Raw genomic sequence first — 19612 nt, forward strand, 5'->3', positions numbered from 1 at the left:
GTCAGGCTGTCGGGCGTTTGCCCTCTTGCTTCCGGCCATGGAGGCCGATCGGCGGACCGCCGGCATGGCTTAGGAATGTCTGGATGTCGCAGTCGGTCGGCGCTGATGAACCGCCGTGGCGGGTGACGGAAATGGCCGCCGCCGCATTGGCGTAGCGCGCTGCCTCAAAAGGCGGCATGCCGCGCGCCAGCGCGCTGACGAAGGCGCCGATATGGGTATCCCCGGCGCCGTTGGTGTCGATGGCATCGACCTGGAAGCCGGCAATCGTTTGCGCCGAGCCATCGGCCAGCCGCACGTGGCAGCCTTTCGCCCCGGCGCGAATGACGACGCCGACCGCCTTCGGGGAGTGGTCTCTTAGAAGCCGTGACGCGAGTGTCTCGACACCGCCCGGACGGGCAATCGCGGTCGCTTCCGTCGTGTTGCAGCTCAACCAGGTGGTGCGGGCGAGTATCCGAGACAGGATATGGCGAGGAATGTCGGTGATGACAGGTGTTGGGTCGAGGACAAGCGGTGTGTCGGCCGGAAGTGCCTCGATCCAGTCAACAATCGCGTCTCGGCTTCCCGGGTAGCTAAGCGTATAGCCGGAGGTGAACACCCAATCCCCCGGTGCGACCGAGACGGGCGCCATCATGTCAAGGCTGAGCACACTCTCCGCACCAGGCCATGAGACGAAGGTGCGCTCGGCATCGCTGCTGATCATGGCGACGCAATTGCCACTGTCCATAACCGACGATGGCGGCGTGAGTGTCTCGATTCCCTCAGTTGCTAAGGCCGTGCGCAGGAAGTCGCCATTGGGTCCGCTGCCGAGCTGGCCGCCGAACACCACCTTCATGCCGGTGCGGCTGGCCGCGACCATCATGTTGAAGCCGCCGCCGGCGACTTGTGCATAGCTCGACGCGGTCTTCTCCGTGCCCGGTGCCGGCAAGGCATCGATATGGTAGACATAGTCGACCACCGCGCTGCCGATATGGACGAGACGCCCCTTCATGCCGCCGCATCCTTGCCGGTGCTGGTCTTGTCCGCACGGCCCCTAGACGTCCGCGCCGCAACAAGGTCGGCGGCGAGCGCGCTAACCTCCGTCATGTCGATACCCTTGAGGTCTGCAATGCGGTTCTGAGGTAATCGGGAAAGGCCGGTGCAGGCACCGGCCATGCCGGCCGCGATGGCGCCGATCGTGTCGGTGTCGCCACCGAGATTGGCGCTGATGACTGCCGCCTGCCAGGGATCGCCACGGGCGACTTCCAGCACCGCGAATGCAGCCGGAACGGACTCCTGACTGGCGACGCCGGTGCCGACCAGATCGGTGATCAGCCGGATCGCGTCGCTCGTCTCCTTGCCGCGTACGAGCTTCTGCGCCCACCCAATGCGCGCGGCGATGTCACCGCCGGTCACCCAATGGCCGAGCGTTGCCCCGTGCCTCGCCCCGGCGATGGCGCTGTCGGAAGCGGCGCGCCAGTCACCGCCAGCGATGCCGCGACTGATGGCGGCAGCGACCGCTGCGGCCGAAGCGATTGCGATTGACGTGTTGTGCGTCGCCCTGCAAGTTTCGGCCACTTTGCCGACCAGTGCGTCAAGCGGCTCTGGTGGCATCATGATGCCGACTGGCGCGATGCGCATGGCCGCACCATTTGTGTCGCCGCTGCGTCCCGCTTCCCCGGCCGCCACGCCACGGTTTATGGCGTCGATGGCGCGTTTGGTCGATGGTCCCAGCAGGTCGTAACTGCCGCGCGCCTTGACGTCGCGCTCCCAGTCGAGCAGCGCATTGACCCACCGCGCGTGGTCGAACCGGTTGCCGGATTCGACCAGGATACGACCAAGCAGAAGCGCCTGTTCGGTGTCGTCGGTGATCGTTCCGGCGGGGAGCCCCTTCGACACCGGATGGTCGGCGAAAGGAGCAATGAAGCCCTCGACGTGACCGTAGAGTTCGGCAATCCGGGCCGGCGACAAAAGCTGCGTCGGCATGCCCAATGCATCTCCCAGTGCCCCGCCGACAAGGGCTCCCATAGCCCGATCGGTCATCTTCCCGGTGTCATCCGGCATCACTCAGAACCTCATATGTAGCGCAAAATGCGCCGGGTTGAGCAGGCTGGTCACATATTCGATCGGCCGGTCATCGGCGGCGCGGGTCAACCGACGACCGCGCAGGAAAGGCGTGCCTTGCGGGCAGCCGAGGATTGCGGCGTCCTCTGGGTTGAGCATTTCGATGCCGACCCATTCCTCGCCATGGTCTGGAATGAGACCGGCGCCGCGCAGCGTCTGGTGGAGCGAGCCTTCGCGCAGGCCGCGCAACGGCACGTCCTCCAGTTCCGGTGACAATGGCAGGCGACTGCGCTCGATGGAGATAGCGTGGCCGTCGCTGGCATTGGTGCGGACCCGATCGACAGCGATGAAAAACGGGTTTTCTATACCAAGCAGTGCGGCAAGATCAGGGTCCTCGATCACCTCGAGCCGCAGCGTCCGCGTTTCGGCATTGGCGCCGGCGTTGGCGAGCGCCCGCGACCAACCGATTGAGTCATCAACGGGCTTGCCATCGAAGGTGACGAAAGAGCCGATGCCGACCTTGGTGGTGATCAGCCCGCGGCTGGACAGTTCCTCGAGGCCCTTGCGGACGGTGTTGCGGCTGACGGAGAAACGCTGGACGAGCTCGTTCTCGCTTTGCAGCCGGTCGCCGAAGCCCAGAACACCGGAGCGGATTTCATGTTCGAGAACCGTGGCGATCTGTTCGGGCTTGCCCGTACCGGGAGACGATGGGACCACGCGGCGGACCATAGGCATACCTGTTCATTGCACCTGTATAGTCCTGTGCAATGTATCTGCAACGCCAGCTCTGTCAACCGACGGCGGAGGGCCACACAGATAGACCAAGCTGCTTGATGATACCCAGTGGCCGTGAAGGCCATACGAGGTGCGGCGGGCGAACGGGGTCGCTGGAGATGTCACTGTTCGCTGCTGGAAGACCCCTCGACTGCCCCGTCACCATCGGCAGAATGCGGCAGAATGCCGAAGTCGCGCGACTTGGTCCCATGCGCCGCCGTCAGGAAACCATCGGCTGTGAGACCTCGCCTCAAAAGCTCACGTACCGCGGCCGACCGGCTCGGCATGCGCTTGTCGAAGCGCCAGTTCTCCAACGCCGCCAGTTCATCGACGGTCAGCATGATCTGCAATCGTTCCGGGCGTTCCAGTTCGGACATCTCGGGCCTCCAGTCATACCAGCCTAAAAGCAGCTGAGTTAGTATGTTCATAATTCTTTGTAGAATTAGGTATGTGAGCAGAGTACGTCAAGACCTTCAGATGTGTGAGTCATGCAGAAGTCCGATGAAGCTGATCAAGCATCAAATGGGCAATTAACAAAATACTCTAACTATTTGACACAACACGATTTTTTAATGATTTTCGCTTGCCAATCGCGGACCCTGGGCGCATGGTATGGCACGAGGGACAAACCGCTCCCGAAGGGAAAGGTTTTCCATGCGCTACGGATTTTCGGTTCGCCTGCACGAAGACGTCAGTTCCCGAGTTCGAGCTACATTGCGGTCCGGGATTGCCATCAATCTGACTGCTGTCGCCGAAGCCGCGCGACTGCAGAACCTCGCCGAGAATGTTGCGCGCGAAGACATTGAATGGCTCGTCATGCAAGCCGCCCAACTCCAAGGCGCAGCTATCGAGTTCGACGGCTTCGCGGAAGCCGATCTGGCGGAGTTTGCATGCACTCAGCTGATGCAAAGCAGCCCCGTAGTGGGCGGGGATGCCGTGGAAGACAGAGCGGCCGCTCCGCCGGATCTTGGCCGTCAGACGCATTGAGGCGCAAGCTCTTTCGAGCCCCGCCATGCGCCGCCACATGCTCGCCAAAAAGCCCGCCGCAATGGCGGGCTTTGGACAGCTGGAGGTTTGGTGGACGAAGGCCTCTCGGCCCGGTCCGACATTTCATCCGATGTATTCGCCTTAGCGGCGAGCGATCAGCAGGCACAATTGGCGCAGATCGCTATCGTAAGTGCCTTCGCTGCTGAGCACGTCGACGCAGCGCTTCTTCATCCTGGCCAACTTGTCGCCCGACATGTCGGCAACGACCTGGGGCAAGCTGGGATTGTTGGGGTTGCTGGGATTGGACGGGCTGCCCGGGTTGGACGGATTGCTCGGATTGCTTCCACCACCGATCCCGACACCGGCGCCGACATTGATGCCACTGCCGACCCTGACCCCGGCGCCAGCGTTAACGCCGCTGCCGATACCTACCCCGGCGCCCGCCGCGATGCCACTGGAACCGCCGATCGTCGCGCCGGCACCGGCGTTGATGCCGCTTCTGCCCCCGACCGATGCGCCGGCGCCCGCGGCGATGCCTCTGGAACCGCCAATCGTTGCGCCGGCACCGGTGTTAATGCCGCCGCTGCCGCCAACCGTTGCGCCGGCACCGGCGTTGATGCCGCCGCGACCGCCAACCGTCGCGCCGAGGCGGGCTTTGATGCCGCCGTTGCCGCCGATGGACGTTCCAACACCAACGGCAATTCCGTTCGCGGCATTTACCGGCATCGAGAGCATGAAAAGCACTGCGCTGCCTGCCACCGCACCGGTGATTGTTTTGATCTTGATGGTCATAACATTCTCCTTGCTGTAGTTGCGCTGAGCAGCCTGCGAACTCGCCGGTTGCATTACGCCCTAAGCGCAAGGAAGAAGATCGGTTTCTTTGCCGATCAAATTACTGGCCTTATGGTAACTGTTCAAAGAACAGCCGCGTGAAATTTGTAGTGAAATTTTCCGAAAGTTTTACTTCGGGATGGCCTCTGAACTCCAATGCGGATGAAAACTGCCCTGCAACCCCGCAAGGAGCCCAACCCGACGCGTCCAACAAGCCTGCCGGGACGGTTTCACCGACTGTCAACGACAACAATTGCGGCAACTAGTTAGCCGCACCATTCGGGCCTACCATCGCGGGTGGGCTTGCGGCGGCGGGACCGGTCAGGACTGGTTCTGCTGCCGATCACGGAACGACGTGCAGGAGCGCCAAGACGATGGGCCCGACCAACCGCGAGATCTAGCGTTGGAATCAAATCCGCTCGAGTTCACGCTTTGCGTGGTCGCGCCTTGGGTTTGCTTCCGTCCTTGGCGGCCGGCGCCGGCTTAGGCTGACGTGCTTTCGGCTTCGGCCGGCTGGCGGTCTCTTTCGTGGCGATTTCTGCGTCGATTTCGGCGGTAGCCTGATCCCAATGCTGCTGATGCGCCCCGTCGGGCCTGCCTGCCTGTTCCCAGATCGCGTGTGCTCGCTGGCGAATCCGTTCCTGCCTGTCCGTCACTGATGCCTCCGTCGGCTCGGTTCATGCGTAAGCAACTTTGTTCTAGCTGATATTTCGACCGGCGTCTTGAGCGGCAGGCAACAGCGTCATTGAACCTCTCTGTCACACAGGACGGCGACGCCGAGGAGCGCCGCCTTCTTGATGATCAGCCCTTCAAGATCGGCGTCCGAGCGCTCGGTTCCGGTGCGTTCGCGCAACAGTGCAATCGCCGCCTTCATCGACAGCAGGCCATCGCCTCGTTCAGCAAGCAGTTTGTCGACGGCTGCGGCCACGTTGACCGGCTCGACATGCATGGGAATGACTCCTTTCCTTGTTTCGAGACGACAGAGCTCCATCCCGATCGCTCGGGATGGAGCTCTGATTTGGTTATTAGACCGTGACCTTTCCCAATCCGGTTCGCGGTTTGGGAACGCCGATCACTCGATGACCTGCACGATCTTGCGGGTGCCTGGGTCGACGAGCACGGTGCGATTGCCGACGACGACGTATCTGTACTGCACGTCGGGAACATCGATCGGTTGCAGCTCGACCGTATCGGGCAACGTGGAACCGATATTGAGCTCCACCCCCAGAAGATTGATCGACGCCAACGGGTGCTTGTGGACGTATTCGCGGATGACCGTCTGCTGTTCGGGCGTGACAATCACCTGGTCCGCGGTGGCCACGCCGACGCCGGCGAGCAACACCAATCCCGCCGCAGCAGGAACAAGGTGGATTTTCATCGTCTACTCCTGTTGTTACGGGCCTCGCCTTTACGGTTGCGACACGGAATTCCGGTCGAAGCGGCGAACCCTCTAGGCAAACGCCCACGCCACCTTGTTGTTCCGTAAGTGGCGGCTAATCGAATAGCGGTGAAGTGCCCGCGCGGTGTGGCGAATGGACTGCGAATGAACTGCGGTGGCCCGCGTCGCAAGACGCGGGCCGATCGGTTTCCCGATCAGCAGCGATACCGGAGGGGGGTGATATCGACTGCGTCTAAACAACATTTAGGACAAGCTAATGTTCCTAGGCGACTGCAACAAACCTGCCGGCTCGAACGGCGCGGCGTTACCGCCCCGTCGCAGCGCCATGGACAGCCCCCGTGGCAGCAAATGAAGCGGCTACTGCTTGGGCGGCTGTGGCGGCAGCTCGCCGGGCTTGATCACCGGGGTCTTGCCGTCATTCGGCGGTGGCGCCGCTATGCCCTGATCGCCCGTTGGCGGCGGCTTCAGCACCCCACCGCATGGCTCGAGCGTATCGGACAAATTGTTGCCGGCCGGCTTCTGCTGCTGGCTGTTCTTGTCCGGCGGCTCGACCTTGCAGCGGTCGGATTGCGACTGTTCGCCCGGCTGCGCGGACGCCGGCACCGCCAGCACCAGCGCGCCTAGCATGTACGGCAAGAAAATGAGCGGTCTCATGTCGAGCTCCTTTCGCGCCAGTATCTTCTGAATGTGAAGGCGGGCAGGCGCGATTGGTTCCGTCGTGCGGCCATGCGCCCGGACCGCAGCGGCCCGGAACCAGCCGCCAGACTTATGAGTTCAACCACTGAGCCAATTCAGGGCCGCTGACATTATGGAGAACCGGCGATGGAACCGCGCAGGAAAGATCGAACCGACGACGAGACGGAGAGCCCGACGATCCAGCAGCAGGACTGGGATGCCATCCGGAGCGGGAGAATCCTCCCTGACGGCGTGCCGCAAAACGGCGACATCCGTTACGACGTCGAGAAAGACGGCGAACTGCCGGAGGAGGACGACGACAACGCTTACCAGGAAAGCGACGAGGCCTTGCCGGACGATACCGATGAACGCGTTATTTCACGCGATCTCGCACGCGAAGGTGGTCCTTTCGACGAGGAGTAAGCCACCGCCTTTCGCACTCTGCGTCGGCGGCCGGATGAAAGCCCCTGCTTTCAATTCGGGAGGTCGAAGACCGGCTCCTGGCAGCGATAGACCAGACATTGACCGTCACGCGTCTTGATATACGCGGCGCCCGGCACCTGCGGCCAGTCGCATTCATTGCCGAATTGGCGGACGTAACGGTCGTAGGTGTTCTGGCCGGTGGTGAGCACCACCGAGCGATGCCTCTGGATCAGAAGCTGTGTCTGTTCGCACGTCATCGCGCGGCTGTCCGGCCGGGCATGGGCCGTCGCGGCAAACAGAAGCGCCCCGACTGTCAGGACTGCCGCTTGTGTCAGGACTCTGGCAAGCATGACACCATCTCCCGTGAAGCCTAACGCGCATCTTGGTCTGGCAGGCGCCGGATCGAGCCGCCCTCGCGCAGAGAAAAGATCGTACAGACTGCCAGGGAAAATGCAAAAGCCCGCCGCACCTTTCGGCGCGGCGGGCTCCAACTGAACGTCACTATTTCGTCGGGCGGCTTACTCCTCCTTCACCGGCCCGAACCGGCGCACGATCATTTCGAAGACGATGTCCGAAATCCACATGGCCGAGACGCCGATTAGGAACGCGGCGGCGAGCGTCGTGGTGTCGTCGTCCGGAGAAGGAATGGGCAGTCCGGCGGCGCGGAAATAATGCACGACCGGCAGCGTCAGATAGGCGGCCGCCAGCGCGCCGCAGATCGGCGAGGCCACCATTTCGCGGATCTTGTAGCGATGACGCGACAAGGCCCGCAAGATGCCGCCGGACAGGCCGGCGACCAACACCGGCGCCTTGATGCCCAGGACGTCGAGCAGCTCGTGCATCATGGCGTCCACCCGCACCATCTGGCGCCCCGCCCGTTGAAGGCGTTCATCTCGTCCAGCTCGGGCCGGGTCATGACGGCGACGACGGTCGCCGATGGCCGGCGCGGCTGGTTGTGGTCGCACCAGACCTGGCGCGGATTGCCGGCCGGCGCGGTTGTCGCGCAGCCGGCGAGCACCAGGCAGAGGATCAGCGCTTTGCCCATTTCGCAGCCTCCGCTCTTGCTGCCGCATCGGCCATACCGGCGGCCTTGCGCTCTTCGGCGGCGGCCTCGCGCCTCATTTCCAGGCGATCTTCGGCGGCCGCGACTTTTGCCTCTGCCTGTTTGACCGCTTCCTTCCTCACCCGGTTGATACCGCCGGCAACGTAAAGGCCGATGCCGCCGGCCACGGCAGCGAATACCGTCATGACGACCTTGTTGCCGATGATGGCGTCGAGAATGGCGAGGAGTGCGGCCATCACAAATCCTCCGCGCGGCGGCGGCGCAGGAACTCGGTCAAAACGCCGTTGACCACAAGAAACCAGGGGAACCATTCCCCCGGGATGATCGGCGAAAGAACCCGCGGGTCGACATAGGTGACGATGGTCGCGATGACGCCGATGGCCGCCTGAAGCCGCGCCCAGAATATTGTCTCGCTGTCGCAGAAGAAGCTCTTGATCCGGGTCCACATGTCATTTCCTTCCAAACGGTTTGAGGATGGCTGATAGTTTCAGGACAGCGGCGATCAGCGCTGCCCAGAAGCCGGGCTTGGCGGCAAGCACAGGAGGCGCAGAGGGCGCGGGCGTGGCGGTCGCTTGTGGAACGGGAATTGGGTTCGCGGGCTCTGGCGGGGCTGCAGGGACGACCGCCGATGACACCGGGCCGGCAGACGGCCAAGGCGTGTCCTTGATGCGCGACCATTTGCGATAGGCCTCGGCAAGCCTGGTATCGTAGGAGTTCTTGCGGTAGCCGGCGCCGTTGTAGCCCTTGGCGAATCCAGCCCAGTCATGATTGCGCAGATTGTCGTCGAGCTGGTTCTCGACGATGAAGTCGATCGCCGCGCCGAGCTGCAGCGCCTCGTCCGCCATCATCGCCCCGACCATCGCCTGCACGGTAAGAAAGCCGGCCGCCTTGAAATTCTCGCCGAGAACCTGGCCCAGCCCCCACGAAGCGGATTTGAGCGCCGCGGTTTCGTCGATCGCACAAGCTGCCTTGAGCCGTGGGTAGCTATCCCTGGGATAGGGCTTCTCGCCCCACTTCGGATAGGCGAGGCCGGCGGCGACCGCTCTTGCCCGCTTGGCAACCGACAGGTTGCGGTAGAAGACGTGCGGTTCGAACAGGATGACCGGCCGGCCATGGGCGTCGAAGCCGTGCCCGCTCGTTTCAACATCGAGGAACGCGTGCATCTCGTCCTCGCCGACGCCGATCCGGGCGCCGAGTTTCGGCAAGTCTATGTCATCGAGGCGCCTGGCGGCGCCCTTGAACGTCATGTCCATGGGCAGTCCTTTCCGCCCTCGCGGGCAGGTTGTGCAGTTGAAAAAACAGATGCGTGGCGGCAAAGCAGAATTGGGCGGCAGCGCGTGCCGATGTGGCAAGCAAGGTTGATGTTTTCGACCCGCCGTGTGAAATGGCCGCGGGATGGTGCACATGTCTGATGATGAACAAACCGCTGCGGCGCGCTGGTCGGTGAAGTCCGAACTCCGCGCCGTCGGTCGCGACAAGCCGCTGCTGCTGCTGCTGGCGGCGATCCTCTGCCTATATTGTGCGTTTATCGCCGGACCGATCGTCTATGCGGTGCTGGCCATCAACGGCATCGCGGATTTCTTCAAATGAAGCCGGTTCCGGCGATCTCGCTCCGGTCCTGGTTCCTGCGTCTACCGCGCCCGAAATTGCTTGACCTGGACGAAATTGCTTAGCCGGGATGAAACCGTTCCCGTCTATCGTTCGTACCTTGGGGGGTACGGGGAGGACATGTGACGATAAGAATCAGGCTTCCGGGCGGGACTTTGAAGATCAAGAAAAGGAACGAGTTGCGGCGTCGCGAGCAGAAGCGCGAGGTGCCGGTTTGGCAGGTCGGCAATTACTTCGTCATCTGGTGGCCGAGCGGCATGTCCGATCGCCCATCCTCGACCAACAAATCCTCGCCCAGGAAATAGCCCGCGTAACCGACGATCCCGACTGGGCATGACGCCCCGGTGCAGGATCAGGAACCGCCGTGCGCGCCAAAACTTCCGAGACCGCTCGACAAATCCCAGAAAAAGTCAGCGGGCAGGCGTTGACTCTTCCGCCACGGAAGGTCTTTGATGCTGCATTGCACAATGAGGCGGGCCGATGGCAGTGCGTATCAGAATGCCGGGCGGCACGCTGAAGGTGAAAGTGTACCGCGAATTGCGCGACCGCGAGCGCGCCCGCCGCATACCCGTCGTCAAGATCGGCCGGCTTTATTTCACCTGGTGGTCGAACCGCCAGCGCCTGGTTGACGATCAGTCGCCAGGGTGACGCCTCTATTCTTTCGGCCTGGCATGCGCCTGGGAAAGCCCGCCCCGGCCTCAGCAGGCCAGCTTGCAAAATAAGTTGATGAGGCTGCTGTTGACTCTTCCGTAACGGAAGGTCTCTACTTACCGCATTGCACGAAAATTGCTGCGTTGCACAACGGGAGTTGGACCGATGGCAGTGCGTATCAGATTGCCTGGCGGCACTCTGAAGATGAAGACCTATCGTGAGTTGCGAGCCCGGGAACGCGACCGCCGCGTGCCTGTGATGAAGATGGGCTCGCTGTATTTTGTCTGGTGGTCGAAAAGCCAGGACCTGCATCAGAAGCCGCAGGACAGCAGACGGTAGCGCCGGCAGTTGGGCCGACGCGTCGGCGTCAACGATCGACCCGAGCCGTGTCTCCCCACTGGTCGAGTTGCCATGCCATGTTGGTGCGACCTCGAGCGCGTCTCGTGCGCAATTCTTCCAGCACTCTTTCGGCGGCTCAAACAGCAGCTTCGGGCGGCCGTAGCGGTCGAAGCCGGATCCTGCCGCCTCGACGTCCATGAAGGCGTGGATTTCGTCCTCGCCGACGCTGATCGTCGCCCCTATTCGCGGATGTCGAGATCGGCGATGGGCTTCGCGGCGCCCTTGAACTTGTGTCCATGGCAGTTCCTTTCCGCCCTCATGGGGAGGCTTGTGATGGTGAGTGGTTGTGTTAAGGGGTTTGGCGCTCAACTTGGAGCGACGGGGCGTTTGCGAGCCTCGAGGGGACCACACGCGATGTTGTCAAGATTGACCAAACACTTAGTGAAGAATGCGAACAGGCTTAGAGTGCCGGCCGTCGCCCGTTCGGTGCGCCGCGCCCGTCTGACATATCTTTCGGACGCAAAGTTTATTAGCCTTCGCGATGCAATCAGGCGGCTGAGGCGTGAAAACGTCCCCGGCGATTTCATCGAATACGGTATCGCACTCGGTGGCTCCGCAATCTACATCGCGTCCGAACTCAACGGGGACCGTTCTTTCCACGGCTACGATGTGTTTGGGATGATTCCGAGCCCGACTGAACAGGACGACGAAAAATCCAAGGCCCGTTACGAGACCATCCGGTCGGGACGATCCAAAGGCATCGGCGGTGACACCTATTATGGGTATCAAGGCGACCTATTCGATAAGGTGAGTGCCAGCTTCAAGGACTTTGGTGTCCCGGCCGATGGTAAAAGGATTGTGCTGCACAAGGGCCTGTTCGAAGACACAGTGCAGTTTCATCCGAAAAGCAGAGTAGCACTGGCCCACATCGATTGCGATTGGCACGATCCGGTCAAGTTCTGCCTTGAGCGGACCGTTGAAGTGTTGAGCCCTGGCGGATTCATGATCCTGGACGATTACAATGACTACGGCGGATGCCGGACGGCGACCGACCAATTCCTTGCAGGCCGTTCTGACTGCCGTCTAATACGAACTCTTCCGCATGCTGTGATCCAGCGATCGTAAGGCTTCTCTTGCGGCCAGGACGTTGCTTTCCGCCTCCCGGGCAGTTGAATGAGGCGGATGATTTCGGGAATTGACTCGCCGACCGCGCAAGCGCCTAGTGCTGCACTGCACTATCTGGCGGGCTTTTCAAAATGACGTTGCGGATCAGGCTGCCTGGCGGCACGCTGAAGGTGAAAACCTATCGCGGATTACGAAGCCGCGAGCGCGACAGACGCGTGCCGGTGCTGAAGATGGGCTCGCTGTATTTTGTCTGGTGGTCGAAAAGCCAGGAACCTCACCAGAAGCCGCAGGACAGCAGACGGTAGCGGCTCCGCCGCGGCGGGTCTGCGTCAGCGATGAACCCTGACAATTCCGAAATACTGCCCCAGCTGTAGGATTTCTGGTCGGCCTGCTGCGCCGTCGTTGGTGCGGACGGCATCTCGCCTCCCAGAGCAATTCTTCTGACGAACTTTTAGGCGATTTTCAGACGGCGTCCAGACTGTCGGGCGCGGGCGTTTTGCAAGCTTGCAAACCGCCGCCGCTTGTCGCAATAGCTAGGCCGTGAGGAGTCGCATGGATGATGGAGACTGACCTGCTTATTGCGAACAGCCAATTTCGGTTGTCGGTTCAGTTAGCCGAAGGGCAACTAATCCCACCCACAATCATTGATACGGACCTCGAAGACGCGGCGCCGGCATTCTTCGAAGGGGTACACCAACATTGGAAGCATTTCAGATTCTTTGAGCAATCGCAGCCTTTCGCTGAGAGGTTGTCCAAGCCGCACTTCGACCGTAACTGATATGCCATTCGTTCCATCATTCCTCTACCGCCTAGCCGGCATCAACTCCGGTCCCGCGACGAAGCTAAGTTTGCGGAGCGTCCGCAGTTTGCGGCGAGGCAAGCATGCGATCGGCGAAGAATGCATCATCAACGGCGTCTTTTCCTTCGATCGCGCTGATGCAAAGATCACCGTTGGAAAAAGATCCTATATCGGCAAGAGCCACCTCGTCGCGGCTGAGAGGATCGAAATCGGGGATGACGTGATCATTAGTTGGGGTACCACAGTCGTCGATCACAACTCACACGCGACGGGTTGGCAAGACCGCAAGGAAGATATCGCCGACTGGCATCAGGGAAAAAAGGACTGGTCAAAGATCACCATTGCGCCAGTGAAGATTGAAGACAGCGTCTTTATCGGCTTCAACGTCATCATTCTCAAGGGCGTAACGATCGGCAAGGGATCGGTCGTTGGTGCGGGGTCTGTCGTCACAAAAGACGTGCCGCCCTTTAGTATGGTCGGCGGTAATCCTGCAAAGCAAATCGGCGGCGCTGCCGCTAGATCAGCGACTTGAGCACAGAGCTCCGGCCATGTAGGCCATGCTGCGCATCGCCATCTGGGGTGCAAACCTGAGAAATTCGGTCCGCAGTCTGTGTTTTACCCATCCTTTTTTTCGCCACCCAGGTGCTGTTCATAGGCGAGGTCGTGCGCAAAAACCTTTAGCCGTTCGACCTTTAGCCCGGACGTTTTGAGAAGGTTTTCAAACGTTTGGGTCGTGTAGAAGTTGATATGCCCATACGGCCCTGACATCCGAATGGCCTTGCTGAGATCTCGCGTATGCTCCAAAGGCACTTCGATATAGAGCTTCTTGCAGACCCGAGCCGCTTCCCTCAGAAACATCCGTTCGTGTTCGACGTGTTCGACGACGTGAATGGCAAGCCCGAGATCGAACGACTTGTCGGGATGAGGGATGTGATAGCCGTCGAATACGTCGATGCTGGCCAGTTTGGCGATTTTTCTTGCCTTGATGGCCTCGACGCCGCTCTTCGAAATCTCGACGGCGCCAAGCTTCTTACCGAGCCCCTTCCTGTTCAGCTTATCCAGCACCGCACCTTCGCCCGCCCCGATATCAAGAATCCTGTCGAAGAACTGGCCTTGAATGATCGCTTCGATGTGCCCGACCGACTGGTTTGAAGCTATGTCCCGTTTTGCGGCTACTTTTCCATCGGCGTAATAGTCTTCATAGATGTCGATGATGCTGCCGGCATGCGCCATGGGACAATCCTCCAAGGATAGCCCCCGCCGACCTCATCCTGCCATTGCCTGCGAACGGCGTCCAGCGTCGACTACGGCGCCGCCTACCCAGACCTCAACGAGACCCTCAATGTCGCCGTCAGGAACCGGGATTTCGCGGCTGTGTGCCGGATCCTTCGGCTTTGCGACCATGATCATCGCGCCGACCACCAGCCATTCCTCGCCTTCCTCGAGCTCGGTGACGATTTCGCCCTTGTGCTGAATAGCAGATGGCATTGGCCTATCCCCGTTCCGCAACTTGTTCGATGAATCGCAGCGCATTGCCGTCATGGCCGGCATCGTTGAAATGCAGCCCCTCTTGGTAGTTCCCAGAGTTGATGTAATCGAAGCCGTCGATCGGGATGGTCAGCACGTTCCGGGACCTGTAGGTCTGTCGGATCGCGCCGAGAGCGGCATCATAGGTTCGGCCGCCGGTGTAGCTTGCATCCCATGCCGCCGACGGCCGCGTCGGCGGCATGACAAGGATACGCGGTGCAGCGGCCGCTTCCAGCGCGTTGATGATTGTTGCGATGTTTGCCGATATCGTGGCCGGCGGCGTGCCAAAGCTGTCATTGATGCCGAGCGCCAGGATGGGCACTATCTTGCCGCCGGCGTAGCCGCATTGAGCGGCGGCGGATGTAAGACGCGCGGTGTTGAATGACGAGAAGGCATAGCTGCCGTGTGCCGCGCGCAAGGTGCGCAGGCGCGGACGCGAGCCGGGCGCCTTGACGCCAAGCCGGATGAGCCCGGTAATCTCGACAGGACCGCCGACAGCCGTAAGAGTGTAATTGCCGCTTGCCGCCTGCGCGGTGAGCGACGGCCCCGAATATTGGTCAAGCGCCAGGGCGCCGGCGCAATTGACGGTTTTATGGGCCGCGCCGCCGTCGAAGGCGAAGGCAAGTGAGCCCTGGGCTGCGTCCTGGGTGTAGTGGACGTCGACCTGTTCATAGGCGCCGGTGAACGCCAGGGACGCGCCGGCCGCTAGGATGATGCTCTCGCCGATCGGCCCGCGCGACCCTGTCGACACGCTGCCGGCGACAGTGACGCCATAGAAGGTCGGAACGTAGGTAGAGCTTGGCCGCAAAGCAGTCATGCCCGGTTCATCGTCGGCAATGCCGATATTGGCAAAGCGGGTAACCAGGTTGAACCAGTGTTTCGGCCCGTCGCTGGCAAGTGCCCAAAGGCCGATGCTATCGGCGATCAGGCAGAACACATCGTTGTTGGCAATATGTTCGGCCATCTTCGCGCGAAAGCGGTCATAGAGATTTTGCAGCGACGGCCGGCGCGGAATGAAGAAGCGCTTACCGTTGACGGCCGGCTTGCCAGGTCCCCAAAAACCGTCGCCAGATGCAGGAATGGCCGTCAAAGCGAAATTCCCAGGCGGCACATAGGGATTAGGATGAGCGGCGGTCGCCGACGCAAACAGCGCGGTCGCATCAACGACGCCATTCGGATCTGCGCCAGCCAGCAGGTTCATGCCGTCATTACTGCCGCCCCCGGCCAAGGCGCGGTCGGCATCGGCGAGCAGACCGGTTTTGATCGTAAACCGAACCTCATACCGATGCTGGGCGGATAATGCTACGGTCGCGCCATTCGACAGCGCGCCTGACTTGATCCATGCAGGGATGCCTTGCGGGTTGACGCTGTTTTGAAACTTGTAGGCGCCACCGCTGATCGCCGGATATTTGCCGGCTGGGATTGGGATACCCAGCGGAATATGGGCGACGCCGTTGATCAGCGTCACCGCATATGTGCTTAGGACGTTGACCACCAACCCGCCGAGATAATCCACTACATGAATGAGCGCAGCGCCGGCGCCAGCGCCAGCGCCGACGTCAACCGCTGTAATATAGCCGTCGGCCGGCGCTGGCGTCTGCATGATGACGCTGTAGCTGCCCGGAACGTCCGACCCTGTGTTGACCAGTATCGGCCAGCCGATTTCCTGGCTAACGCCGACAGCGGAAACGAGACCGTTTGCCGTGGTATAGGCAGCACGCGCCTTGACGGCGACTTCGCCGGTGAAGGTCGCCTTCCACTGTGGACCATTTACCGCGCCGATGGTCTTGGCAGTGTGCGAGGCCGGAACCGCCGCCGTGAACCACTCGACTTCGCCGTTCGGAATTGCCCCGGCAGTGTAGTACCAGCTGCCGGCGCCAGTGCGCTGGGCGCCTATGACGCTGCCGGCAGGCTTCAGGATCGAAAGCCCCGAAACAACCGACGACGGGCCGGCTGGAACGGATATCGTCTGCTCGGAAACCAGGCTAAGCGTTCCGTCGCTCTCGACCTGGGCAATGACGATGTGGACTGTCCCCGGCACGGCGCCAAATCCGAGCTCCAGGATCGACAGATATTCATCGACCGTCGACAGCGATCCAGGCCAGAAATAGACGCTGTCGTTCGTAATCACCGTGCCGCCGACGGAACCAGTGATCGGAACTGGCCCGACGACCCGTGAGCTGATCAGGGCAATTTCCGCCGGTGACGCACGGATACCTGTATCGACGGCAATCGGTCCGGCCCCGACATTGTACAACCCCAAAGAACCAGTCGAAACTTCGGTCCAGAAATATTCGCCGACATCGACATTCCTGCCGAGCACCACCACCGCGGCGGCGCCGGCCAGCCCTGCCGACGCCGCAAAGCTGAACGTCGGCGCCACTGTGTAGGAGCCCGGCGCCGTGATCAGTATCTGCGTCAGCGCCCCGCCCGCCACCACGAAGCGGCCGGCAGCGCCCGAGCCGGTGCCGCCGGTAAACGCCAGGTCGAACGTGCCGTTGGCGCCGCCCGAGCCTGGCGTGATCGCACCGTTGCCGGCGAGGCCGAAGCCGATTGCCGCCGCAGTCGTCGGGAAAATGCCCTTGCCGTAGAGCGAAGCGTCACGCGCAGCCTGGGCGCTGATGACGGCCGCCGCGGCTGCGACGGCATCGGAATTGGTCGCAGCCCGGTCGGCTGTGGTTTGGCCGGCATTCGCAGCGGAAGCGGCGGCACTGGCGGTTGCCTGGCCGGCGCTGGCTTCGGCAGCATCCTTCAAGGCCTGGGTTTCATCGCGCAGCGCTTCGACCTCTTCGACCACATCGGCGATGTCGGGCGGAACGGATGCGGCGATGGTGATGGCATCTGCGCCGACGGCCGGCACGTCGGCCGTGAACTTGAACACGCGGTCGGCATTGACCGATCCGATCTGGGTGTGAACGGTCGTGCCCTTCTGCAGGGTGCGCGTGGTGCGGGCGTCGGCGGCGCGGAACCATTCGCCTTCGCTCGCCGTGTAGATGCCGTTCTGCGTCGGGTCGGCCTGGTCCTTGACCAGCACGCGGTCGCCGACCTCCGCTGGCACGCCGTCGATGGCCTGCAGGCCGTGCAGGAGGATGTCGGCCGTGCTTGCGAGGCGCACGGGTTCGCGTTCGCCGGTCAGGAAACGAACGGCGGCAGTTGCAGGTCGGGACATGAGGGCTTGTTCCATAAAAAAGCCCCGCGAAGCGAGGCAGGAAATGTTCTGATTTCGGGTTAGTGCACGGTGGCGAGCCACCTGGAAGCAACGGCTGCCGATGTTGACCGCAGGCAGCCCTTGTCGACCGCGCCGCGAGCGAGGCAGAAGCGAGCGATTTATCGCGGCGCCTGAGACTGGCACCCTGGCTCTGATTCTTCTATAGACGGGGACCAGCCTCGGGGACCTGAACCTTCAATATGCACACCAGTATCGGAAGCGCGGATTCGCACCTCATCGGCTATCGGGCGGACGTCGACGGGCTGCGCGCGATCGCCGTCATCTCGGTGATAGCATTTCACCTTTCAAGGTCATGGCTGCCCGGAGGATATCTGGGCGTCGACATCTTTTTCGTCCTCTCGGGATATCTGATCACACTGATCTTGTGGCGTGAGGCGCTCAAAGGGCAGTTCTCGATCATGCGCTTCTATGAACGTCGCGTCCGCAGGATCATGCCGGCCCTTTTGCTGCTGCTGTTCTTCACCACCTTGGCGGCAATCGCCCTGCTGCTGCCCGCAGACCTGATCGGGTACGGCAAGAGCGTGCTCGCCTCGCTTGGTTTTGTGGCAAACATCTATTTTTGGCGCGATACGGATTATTTTTCGAGAGCTGCCGAGGCCAAACCGCTGCTGCACGTCTGGTCGCTGGGTGTCGAGGAGCAGTTCTACATTATCTTTCCCCTTTTGATCGCGGCATTCGCCCGCTACTGGCCGCGCGCGACTTTGCCAGCAATCGCGCTGCTCACTCTCGGCTCACTGGCGGTCAATTGCCTGGCTCTCAGGATTGGTGGCGCGTCGCCGGCGTTTTTCTTGTTGCCCACACGGGCCTGGGAACTCGGAGCCGGCGCCCTGGTTGCTCTTCTGCCGCGGGAGCGGGCGCCGCATGGGTGGATCGCTGGCGTTCTCGGAGCGGCCGGCGCAGTCGCAATGCTCGTTGGCATTGGCAGCCCGGCTCGGTTGTTTGGATCGGTCCCTGTTGCACTGCCTGCGGTGATTGGCGCAATGCTCTTGATTTTTGCCGGCCAGGACAAGCAGTCGCCGATCAACCGGCTTCTTGCGATGCGGCCGCTGGTGTTCGTCGGGCTGATTTCGTATTCGCTCTATCTTTGGCACTGGCCGTTCATCGTCTTCTCGCAATATTACCTCATCCGCGATCTCAATTTCACTGAGATGACGGTCGCTGCCGTCGGCATGGTCATTTGCGCGACATTGTCGTGGCGCTATGTCGAGCGCCCCTTTCGCAGCAAGACCATCCCGGCACGGTCCGTGTACTCAGCCGCTGCCGCCGGCGCCGCAATCCTCGCCGTGCTTGCATCGGTGCTGATATGGTCGAATGGACTGCCCGGCCGGATGAGCGGTGAGGTCGCAATCATCAATGCGGCTGTCGGAACCAATTATCGTTGCCCCGTCTCGAATTACCTAAGCGTGGGCCTGTCGCGCGCCTGCACTCTCAACCTTCCATCGCGCAACCCATCGGATGCAAACGTCGTTCTGCTGGGAAACTCGCATGCACAAATGTATGCGCCTGCTTGGGAGTCCATCCTGGTTGCCAAAGGGTTGACCGGCCTTTTGATTCCCGCGAACGGCTGTCTTCCGACCGTCACCGTCAACATCTCTCGCCAATGCATCGAAGTTGCCGCCGGCAACCTTCGTGAAATCGACAAGCTTTCAAACGTTCGGACCGTCATCCTGGGACTGACTTGGCCACATGCGGGTGACGGACTGGTAGATGCTGATGGCAAGGTTGTCGACAACCGTAGTGACCGCGAACTGGCCGTCGGGCTCGATGAGCTAATTGACCATCTGCGGAGATCCGGCAAGAACGTCGTTCTGATTGGCCCGATAGCCGATCCCGGCTGGGACGTTCCCTCGGAGGTGAGTCGCGCCCTCGCCTTCGGCCGGCCGATGGACAAACCGACCTATCTTCCGGTCGAGGAGTTCGAACGGCAATACGGGGCGATCATCCGGCATTTCGAAGCACGGCGCGATATAGGCTTCACCCGTCCGGACAGGATTCTATGCGATGCGAGCCGATGCAACTACATTCTCGACGGACGGTCGATGTTTGCAGACAGCAACCATATCGCCGAAGCGGAACTTTACCGCTTCCGCCCCAATTTCACGGAAGCGCTGGCCGCGCAGCGCTGAGCTTCACAACGCGGTC

Annotated in this window: 29 protein-coding genes; 11 read left to right on the forward strand and 18 right to left on the reverse strand. The window is 61.5% G+C overall.

Annotation, left to right across the window (positions count from 1 at the left end; translation table 11 throughout):
• Window position 1: 1 nt before the first annotated feature.
• The 4 genes from NKJ40_RS06080 to NKJ40_RS06095 form a co-directional block, all read right to left on the reverse strand.
• Window positions 2-988: a PfkB family carbohydrate kinase gene (locus tag NKJ40_RS06080; protein ID WP_352465299.1), complete on the reverse strand. Its 987-nt coding sequence runs from the start codon at window positions 986-988 to the stop codon at window positions 2-4.
• Window positions 985-2040: an ADP-ribosylglycohydrolase family protein gene (locus tag NKJ40_RS06085; protein WP_352465300.1), complete on the reverse strand. Its 1056-nt coding sequence runs from the start codon at window positions 2038-2040 to the stop codon at window positions 985-987. Before NKJ40_RS06085 ends, NKJ40_RS06080 begins: the two co-directional genes overlap by 4 nt.
• Window positions 2041-2043: 3 nt before the next feature.
• Entirely contained in the window at window positions 2044-2769 is a 726-nt protein-coding gene (locus NKJ40_RS06090) for a GntR family transcriptional regulator (RefSeq protein WP_352465375.1), read from the reverse strand.
• A gap of 167 nt (window positions 2770-2936) precedes the next feature.
• Window positions 2937-3191: a hypothetical protein gene (locus NKJ40_RS06095; protein WP_292664224.1), complete on the reverse strand. Its 255-nt coding sequence runs from the start codon at window positions 3189-3191 to the stop codon at window positions 2937-2939.
• Between the two features lie 277 nt (window positions 3192-3468).
• Between NKJ40_RS06095 and NKJ40_RS06100 the strand changes: the two genes are divergently transcribed.
• Complete coding sequence (locus NKJ40_RS06100; protein ID WP_292664226.1) at window positions 3469-3801, forward strand: hypothetical protein; 333 nt, start codon at window positions 3469-3471, stop codon at window positions 3799-3801.
• Window positions 3802-3942: 141 nt separating this feature from the next.
• Here NKJ40_RS06100 and NKJ40_RS06105 read toward each other — a convergent pair whose 3' ends face one another.
• The 5 genes from NKJ40_RS06105 to NKJ40_RS06125 all read right to left on the reverse strand — a co-directional run bounded on the left by NKJ40_RS06105 (window position 3943) and on the right by NKJ40_RS06125 (window position 6685).
• On the reverse strand, window positions 3943-4593 hold the full coding sequence (locus NKJ40_RS06105) for a hypothetical protein (RefSeq protein WP_352465301.1): 651 nt from the start codon (window positions 4591-4593) through the stop codon (window positions 3943-3945).
• Window positions 4594-5057: 464 nt separating this feature from the next.
• Entirely contained in the window at window positions 5058-5288 is a 231-nt protein-coding gene (locus NKJ40_RS06110; protein WP_352465302.1) for a DUF2934 domain-containing protein, read from the reverse strand.
• A gap of 86 nt (window positions 5289-5374) precedes the next feature.
• Entirely contained in the window at window positions 5375-5581 is a 207-nt protein-coding gene (locus tag NKJ40_RS06115) for a hypothetical protein (RefSeq protein WP_292664236.1), read from the reverse strand.
• A gap of 123 nt (window positions 5582-5704) precedes the next feature.
• Window positions 5705-6010, reverse strand: coding sequence for a DUF1236 domain-containing protein (locus NKJ40_RS06120; protein WP_352465303.1), 306 nt, complete (start codon window positions 6008-6010; stop codon window positions 5705-5707).
• Between the two features lie 378 nt (window positions 6011-6388).
• On the reverse strand, window positions 6389-6685 hold the full coding sequence (locus NKJ40_RS06125) for a hypothetical protein (RefSeq protein WP_352465304.1): 297 nt from the start codon (window positions 6683-6685) through the stop codon (window positions 6389-6391).
• A gap of 168 nt (window positions 6686-6853) precedes the next feature.
• Between NKJ40_RS06125 and NKJ40_RS06130 the strand changes: the two genes are divergently transcribed.
• Window positions 6854-7129, forward strand: a complete 276-nt coding sequence (locus tag NKJ40_RS06130; RefSeq protein ID WP_352465305.1) for a hypothetical protein — start codon at window positions 6854-6856, stop codon at window positions 7127-7129.
• A 50-nt stretch (window positions 7130-7179) separates the two neighbouring features.
• On the opposite strand, the gene NKJ40_RS06135 is transcribed toward NKJ40_RS06130, so the two are convergent.
• The 6 genes from NKJ40_RS06135 to NKJ40_RS06160 form a co-directional block, all read right to left on the reverse strand.
• Window positions 7180-7479, reverse strand: coding sequence for a hypothetical protein (locus tag NKJ40_RS06135; RefSeq protein ID WP_352465306.1), 300 nt, complete (start codon window positions 7477-7479; stop codon window positions 7180-7182).
• Between the two features lie 168 nt (window positions 7480-7647).
• Window positions 7648-7971: a hypothetical protein gene (locus tag NKJ40_RS06140; RefSeq protein WP_352465376.1), complete on the reverse strand. Its 324-nt coding sequence runs from the start codon at window positions 7969-7971 to the stop codon at window positions 7648-7650.
• Complete coding sequence (locus NKJ40_RS06145) at window positions 7971-8174, reverse strand: hypothetical protein (RefSeq protein WP_352465307.1); 204 nt, start codon at window positions 8172-8174, stop codon at window positions 7971-7973. The genes NKJ40_RS06140 and NKJ40_RS06145 overlap by 1 nt, the downstream gene beginning before the upstream one ends.
• Window positions 8159-8428: a hypothetical protein gene (locus tag NKJ40_RS06150; RefSeq protein WP_352465308.1), complete on the reverse strand. Its 270-nt coding sequence runs from the start codon at window positions 8426-8428 to the stop codon at window positions 8159-8161. Before NKJ40_RS06150 ends, NKJ40_RS06145 begins: the two co-directional genes overlap by 16 nt.
• Entirely contained in the window at window positions 8428-8640 is a 213-nt protein-coding gene (locus NKJ40_RS06155; protein ID WP_352465309.1) for a hypothetical protein, read from the reverse strand. Before NKJ40_RS06155 ends, NKJ40_RS06150 begins: the two co-directional genes overlap by 1 nt.
• A gap of 1 nt (window position 8641) precedes the next feature.
• Window positions 8642-9445, reverse strand: coding sequence for an N-acetylmuramidase family protein (locus tag NKJ40_RS06160; protein ID WP_352465310.1), 804 nt, complete (start codon window positions 9443-9445; stop codon window positions 8642-8644).
• 151 nt (window positions 9446-9596) lie between these two features.
• Between NKJ40_RS06160 and NKJ40_RS06165 the strand changes: the two genes are divergently transcribed.
• The 8 genes from NKJ40_RS06165 (at window position 9597) to NKJ40_RS06200 (ending at window position 13246) form a co-directional block, all read left to right on the forward strand.
• Window positions 9597-9782, forward strand: a complete 186-nt coding sequence (locus NKJ40_RS06165; RefSeq protein ID WP_352465311.1) for a hypothetical protein — start codon at window positions 9597-9599, stop codon at window positions 9780-9782.
• 173 nt (window positions 9783-9955) lie between these two features.
• Window positions 9956-10105: a hypothetical protein gene (locus NKJ40_RS06170; RefSeq protein WP_352465312.1), complete on the forward strand. Its 150-nt coding sequence runs from the start codon at window positions 9956-9958 to the stop codon at window positions 10103-10105.
• Window positions 10106-10280: 175 nt separating this feature from the next.
• Entirely contained in the window at window positions 10281-10448 is a 168-nt protein-coding gene (locus tag NKJ40_RS06175; RefSeq protein ID WP_352465313.1) for a hypothetical protein, read from the forward strand.
• Between the two features lie 168 nt (window positions 10449-10616).
• Window positions 10617-10790, forward strand: coding sequence for a hypothetical protein (locus NKJ40_RS06180; protein WP_352465314.1), 174 nt, complete (start codon window positions 10617-10619; stop codon window positions 10788-10790).
• Between the two features lie 414 nt (window positions 10791-11204).
• The gene (locus tag NKJ40_RS06185; RefSeq protein ID WP_352465315.1) at window positions 11205-11915 is read left to right on the forward strand and encodes a TylF/MycF/NovP-related O-methyltransferase; all 711 of its coding nucleotides are present in this window, start codon (window positions 11205-11207) and stop codon (window positions 11913-11915) included.
• 131 nt (window positions 11916-12046) lie between these two features.
• Window positions 12047-12220 (forward strand): hypothetical protein, encoded by a 174-nt coding sequence (locus NKJ40_RS06190; RefSeq protein ID WP_352465316.1) that lies wholly within the window; start codon window positions 12047-12049, stop codon window positions 12218-12220.
• Between the two features lie 251 nt (window positions 12221-12471).
• Entirely contained in the window at window positions 12472-12693 is a 222-nt protein-coding gene (locus NKJ40_RS06195) for a hypothetical protein (protein WP_352465317.1), read from the forward strand.
• A gap of 1 nt (window position 12694) precedes the next feature.
• Window positions 12695-13246, forward strand: a complete 552-nt coding sequence (locus NKJ40_RS06200; RefSeq protein ID WP_352465318.1) for an acyltransferase — start codon at window positions 12695-12697, stop codon at window positions 13244-13246.
• Window positions 13247-13329: 83 nt separating this feature from the next.
• Here NKJ40_RS06200 and NKJ40_RS06205 read toward each other — a convergent pair whose 3' ends face one another.
• Genes NKJ40_RS06205 through NKJ40_RS06215 form a run of 3 tightly spaced genes read right to left on the reverse strand, consistent with a single transcriptional unit; the run spans window position 13330 to window position 17410 of the window.
• The gene (locus NKJ40_RS06205) at window positions 13330-13947 is read right to left on the reverse strand and encodes a class I SAM-dependent methyltransferase (RefSeq protein ID WP_352465319.1); all 618 of its coding nucleotides are present in this window, start codon (window positions 13945-13947) and stop codon (window positions 13330-13332) included.
• 33 nt (window positions 13948-13980) lie between these two features.
• Window positions 13981-14202, reverse strand: a complete 222-nt coding sequence (locus NKJ40_RS06210) for a hypothetical protein (protein WP_352465320.1) — start codon at window positions 14200-14202, stop codon at window positions 13981-13983.
• Between the two features lie 4 nt (window positions 14203-14206).
• Complete coding sequence (locus tag NKJ40_RS06215) at window positions 14207-17410, reverse strand: SGNH/GDSL hydrolase family protein (protein WP_352465321.1); 3204 nt, start codon at window positions 17408-17410, stop codon at window positions 14207-14209.
• Between the two features lie 239 nt (window positions 17411-17649).
• On the opposite strand from NKJ40_RS06215, the gene NKJ40_RS06220 reads away from it, so the two are divergent.
• Complete coding sequence (locus NKJ40_RS06220; RefSeq protein WP_352465322.1) at window positions 17650-19596, forward strand: acyltransferase family protein; 1947 nt, start codon at window positions 17650-17652, stop codon at window positions 19594-19596.
• Window positions 19597-19612: the final 16 nt, after the last annotated feature.

Origin of the sequence: Mesorhizobium sp. M0119, assembly GCF_040322615.1 — a bacterium.
In the GTDB taxonomy this organism is placed as follows: domain Bacteria; phylum Pseudomonadota; class Alphaproteobacteria; order Rhizobiales; family Rhizobiaceae; genus Mesorhizobium.